We start from the raw sequence: 4,737 nt of genomic DNA, 5'->3' as shown, positions 1-4,737 counted from the left end.
TCAGCCTCATCCTGGAGCACCCCTCCTTTCGGGGGCGGCGCCCCTCCACTTGTTTACTTCCTTTCGGCAAGATTCTTAGGTGAGGCAACGAATCCATTTCGGAAAGAAATTAGCTGAGGCAAGTCGCGCCGTTGACGGGCGCGGGACATCCCGCTTACCATCGGAAGAGCACCGGTCCGAAGGGGGGGAGAAGATGGCCCAACCCAGGCTCATCCTCACCGGAGCGTCCGGATTCCTGGGGCGCCACCTCCTCGAGTATCTGAAGGACGAGTACGAGATCTTCTCCATCGCCCGCCGTTCGCCGCAGGAGTGCGGCGTCCCGGACTGGCCCAATCTGCACTGGTTCCAGGTGGACATCGGGGAGGCTTCCCACCTCCGGTCGGTCTTTGACGCGATCCTTTCCGGAGGAGGCGTGGACCTGGTGATCCACCTCGCCGCTCACTACGATTTCACCGGAGAGGACCACCCCGAATACTGGCGCACGAACGTGGGGGGCCTGAGGAACGTCCTCGAGCTGTGCAAGCCCCTGCGCGTCCGCAGGTTCTTCTACGCCTCCTCGGTGGCGGCCTCGCGGCTCCCTCCCCCGGGAAAGGTCCTGAACGAGGACAGCCCGCCCGACGGCGAGCACGTGTATGCCATCACCAAGCGCATCGGAGAGGAGATGCTGCGGGAGTACGTCGACACCGTGCCCTCCTGCATCGTCCGCTTCGGGGCCATGTTCTCGGACTGGTGCGAGTACCCACCCCTCTTCAAGTTTCTGGAGACGTGGCTTTCCCGCTCGTGGAACGCGCGGGTCCTCGGCGGAAGGGGGCTGTCCGCCATCCCCTACTTCCACGTGCGGGACGCCGTCGCCTTCTTCAAGGCCGCCCTCGCGCGCAAGGACCTCCTCTCCCCCTGCGAGATCCTCATCGCGTCCACGAGCGGCTCCACCAACCACCGGGAGCTCTTCGAAGCGGCCACCCGGGCCTATTTCAGCCGCCCGGTTCGCCCCATTTACATGCCCAAGGTCCTCTGCGGCCCCGGAATGCTCGCCCGGGACCTTGTGGGGCGAGCCCTGGGGGACCGACCCTTCGAGCGGCCGTGGATGGCCAAGTACATCGACCTGCAGATGAACACGGACGCGAGCCGCACGTACGCCAGATTGAACTGGCAGCCCCGGGAGCGTCTCCACATTCTGAGGCGCATGCCTTTTCTCGTGGAAAACCTCCGCACCAACCCGGAGAAATGGAACGCCCTGAACCGCGCCGCCATGAAGGAGGTGCGGCAGAGGATCAATCTACGGATCCACCGGTTTCTGGAGGCCTATGAGGAGGCCATCGTCCTGTCCCTCATGGACGCCTTCCGCGGCCCCAAGGCCAAGCCCTGGTTCCTCTCCTACAAGCGCATCTCTCCGGAGGAGCTGGAGTGGGCCCACCGCCAGGTGCTCCGGCAGGTCATGAACGTGGTCCGGACCCGGGAGAAGGCCATCTTCATCAACTACTGCCGCGATCTGGCCTACCGCCGCTTCTCCCAGGGCTTTTCGGTCCACGAGCTCGCGGACGCCCTCCAGACGGTGAACGACGTGGTCCTGAAAGTGGTCCTTCAGGACCCCAAGGCCCAGGGCTTGGAGCAGGCCCTTCAGGACCACATCACCATGGCCATCAACCTGGGGATCGACCAGGTCCAGGACGTGTACGAGGAGCTTTCGGGCTCGTCCTACACCCCGCCCGTGTGAGGCGCCGCGGGTCGCGGGCGAGCCCCCTCCCCTCGCAGGACGCATGGCCGATCATGCCTGTCCAAAGATCTTTTTGAGCGTCCTGCGCTGCCTGCCTTCCGGAGCGAAGCGGAGGAAGGCGCGTCCCGGCGCCGGTGGGCCGAAGGGGTCCGGTCCCCCCGGGGATCTCTGGCGCGACGGGAGCGCCCTGGGATGCACGGCAAGGAGCGGCGGGGAGGAACATGCGGGGGGCATCGCCGACGAGCCGCGACACAGCCGGGCGCCCAGGCCCCCCCGTCCCTCCGGGTTGACGCCGGGCCAGGCATCTTCATTTGTCGGCGCTCCCTAGCGCGCTTCCGGCACGCGACCGCCGCGCCTTCGCGAGCCTGCTCCGGCCCGGCGGCGGCGGGTCGTCCGGTTCCCTCGGCTCAGTGGGAGGCGCGGCGGTGGACTAAGGCCACGGCGTACCCCATCAAGCCGTCCGCGAGGGCGGAGAAGGGCACGATCCACGGCGCCGGCCACATGAGGAGCGTGGAGAAACCAAGGAAAACGAAGGCGATGGATTTGGCCGACAAAAGCAGGGTGATGCCCCGGTGGCGGAAGTACTCGATGGCGTACCCCATGGCGAGCACGATGTGAAAGACGCCGGCCTGCCGGGGAAAGAAAGCCGGCCCGGTCTCCTCCCAGCCTCCGAAGCGGAGGGCGAAGTCCGGAACGGTCAGGAGGGCCATCCCCACGGCCACGCTGTGGAGGATCACGAGGACCACGAGCACCCGCTCCACCCTCTCGGTCACGACTCCCTCCCCTCCCACCACAGGTCCGGCCCGGTCGCGTTCTCGCGAGGCGAAGCGGGCACGCCCAGCCGATCGAGCTCCTTTAAGATCACCTCCAAGGCCTCCTCCACCGTGCCGCGGACCGCGGGGGACAGGGCGAGGCCCCGTTCGACCTTTTCCGGAACGACGCCCACGAGGAGGACCTCCTCCGGGCACTGGCCCGCGAAGTCCAGCGTGTGCAAGGCCTCCTTGAGGCCGGGATCGTGGGGGTTCACGCGGGGCTGGATCGGGGCCCGGAGGATCTCCTCCTTGCGGTAGGTCTTCACGGTGCCGGGCGGGTCCTTTGAAGATACGGTGTCCACCACCACGAGGGCCTTCACCCCGAGCAGGTACGGCATGAGATCAAGGCCGGGGGTGCCGGCGTCCAGGGCCGACACCCCCGGGGGCAGATCGAATCGGGATTCCAGCGTCCGGACGACGGTGGGCCCGAAGGCGTCATCCCCCATGAGGACGTTGCCCAGCCCCATGACGAGGACGTTGCGCGCCTCCGGCCCCCCCATCGCCCGCCCGCCCGTTACAGAACCCGGACCTTCGACAGTTCCTGGCCCTCCACGTCCACCGTGTGAATGGCGCACGCGAGGCAGGGGTCGAAGGAGTGGATGGTCCGCAGCACCTCCAGGGGCCGCTTGGGGTCGGCGATGGGGTTGCCCACGAGGGAGGCCTCGTACGGGCCCTTCTGCCCCTTGGCGTCGCGCGGCCCGGCGTTCCACGTGGAGGGAACCACGGCCTGGTAGTTCTTGATCTTTCCGTTGTCGATGACGACCCAGTGGCTCAGGGTTCCGCGCGGGGCCTCGTGGAATCCGAAGCCCTGCTGCTCACCGGAGGGGAATTCCGGCGGGTTGAAGACCGCCGTGTCTCCCTTGCCGATGTTGTTGGCCAGCAGGCCCCAGTGTTTGATGGCCAGTTCCGAGAAGACCGTCGCGCGCACGGCGCGGGCCAGGTGGCGTCCGAGGGTTCCGTGGAGGACGCCCGGACCCAGCTTGGCGCCGGCCACGGCGCCCGCCGTGCCGAGGGCGTAGTCCACCCACTTCTTGATGAGTTCGTGCCCCTGGGCGTAGCCCACCAGCATCTGCGCCAGCGGCCCCACCTGCATGGGCCGGCCCATAAACCGGGGGGCCTTCACCCACGAGTACTTCCCGTTGGGGTCGAATTCGGAGTACTTGGGCTCCGTGTCCTCCTGCCAGGGGTGCCGCTGCCAGTCCCCGTCGTACCAGGAGTGGGCGATGCTCTCCTCGACGTTCTCCTTGAAATAGGCGTCCTGGAAGGACGTGATGGCCTTCGCGCCGGCGAGGTTGCCGTCGAAGATGGTGCCTCCGGGGAGGTCGAACTGGGTGCCCTTGGTGTCGAGGGCCAGGTCGGGAACGGCGAGGTAGTTCGTGACCCCGGCCCCGTAGCCGAGCCAGTGGGCGTACAGCGCGCCCACGGCGCACACGTCCACCAGGTAGACCTGCTGGACGAACGTGGCCACATCATCCAGGAGGTCCTTCACGGCGAAGAGCTTGGTCATGTTGAGGGCGGACTCGTTGTCGAGGTTGATGGCGTTCGCCACGCCCCCGACGGCCAGGTTCTGGATGTTGGGCGTCTTTCCGCCGAGGATGGCCACGACCTTGTTGGCCTTCTGCTGGTAATCGAGGGCCTGGAGGTAGTGGTTCACGGCCAGGAGGTTCACTTCCGGCGGGAGCTTCATGGCCGCGTGTCCCCAATAGCCGTTGGCGAAGATGCCCAGCTGGCCGCGATCCACGAACTCCTTCAGCTTGGCCTTCACCGCCTCCATCTGGCGCTTTGAGTTTCCGGGCCAGGGCGACAGGCTTTCCCCGAGGCTGGCCGCCTTGGCGGGATCGGCCTTGAGGGCCTCCACCACGTCCACCCAATCCAGGGCCGACAGGTGGTAGAAGTGAACGATGTGGTCGTGGAGGCCGTGGGCCAGGATGAGGAGGTTGCGGATGTACTGGGCGTTGAGAGGGACCTCCAAGTTGAGGGCGTTCTCCACGGCCCTCACGGAAGCGATGGCGTGCACCGTCGTGCACACGCCGCAGAACCGCTGGGTGAACAACCAGGCGTCCCGCGGGTCCCGGCCCTTCAGGATGGTCTCGATGCCGCGGAACATCTGGCCCGAGGACCAGGAGTCCCGGACGGCGCCCCCGTCCACCTCCACGTCGATGCGGAGGTGGCCTTCGATTCGAGTGATCGGATCTACCGTGATCCGTGCCA

Annotated in this window: 4 protein-coding genes; 1 reads left to right on the top strand and 3 read right to left on the bottom strand. The window is 66.9% G+C overall.

Annotated features, from left to right (window positions below):
• Window positions 1-193 precede the first annotated feature (193 nt).
• Window positions 194-1,714 carry an NAD(P)-dependent oxidoreductase gene (locus AB1824_13150; protein ID MEW5765907.1) on the top strand — a complete coding sequence of 507 codons (1,521 nt, stop codon included), beginning with the start codon at window positions 194-196 and terminating at the stop codon, window positions 1,712-1,714.
• Window positions 1,715-2,121: 407 nt separating this feature from the next.
• Here AB1824_13150 and AB1824_13145 read toward each other — a convergent pair whose 3' ends face one another.
• Genes AB1824_13145 through AB1824_13135 form a run of 3 tightly spaced genes read right to left on the bottom strand, consistent with a single transcriptional unit; the run spans window position 2,122 to window position 4,729 of the window.
• On the bottom strand, window positions 2,122-2,487 hold the full coding sequence (locus AB1824_13145; GenBank protein MEW5765906.1) for a hypothetical protein: 366 nt from the start codon (window positions 2,485-2,487) through the stop codon (window positions 2,122-2,124).
• On the bottom strand, window positions 2,484-3,026 hold the full coding sequence (locus tag AB1824_13140) for a hydrogenase maturation protease (GenBank protein ID MEW5765905.1): 543 nt from the start codon (window positions 3,024-3,026) through the stop codon (window positions 2,484-2,486). Before AB1824_13140 ends, AB1824_13145 begins: the two co-directional genes overlap by 4 nt.
• A gap of 14 nt (window positions 3,027-3,040) precedes the next feature.
• Complete coding sequence (locus tag AB1824_13135; protein MEW5765904.1) at window positions 3,041-4,729, bottom strand: nickel-dependent hydrogenase large subunit; 1,689 nt, start codon at window positions 4,727-4,729, stop codon at window positions 3,041-3,043.
• Between the last annotated feature and the right edge of the window lie 8 nt (window positions 4,730-4,737).

The organism is Acidobacteriota bacterium (assembly GCA_040752915.1).
GTDB lineage: Bacteria > Acidobacteriota > UBA4820 > UBA4820 > DSQY01 > JBFLVU01.
The sequence above is the reverse complement of the archived record's forward strand: the minus strand, read 5'-3'. Positions and strand labels throughout refer to the sequence as shown.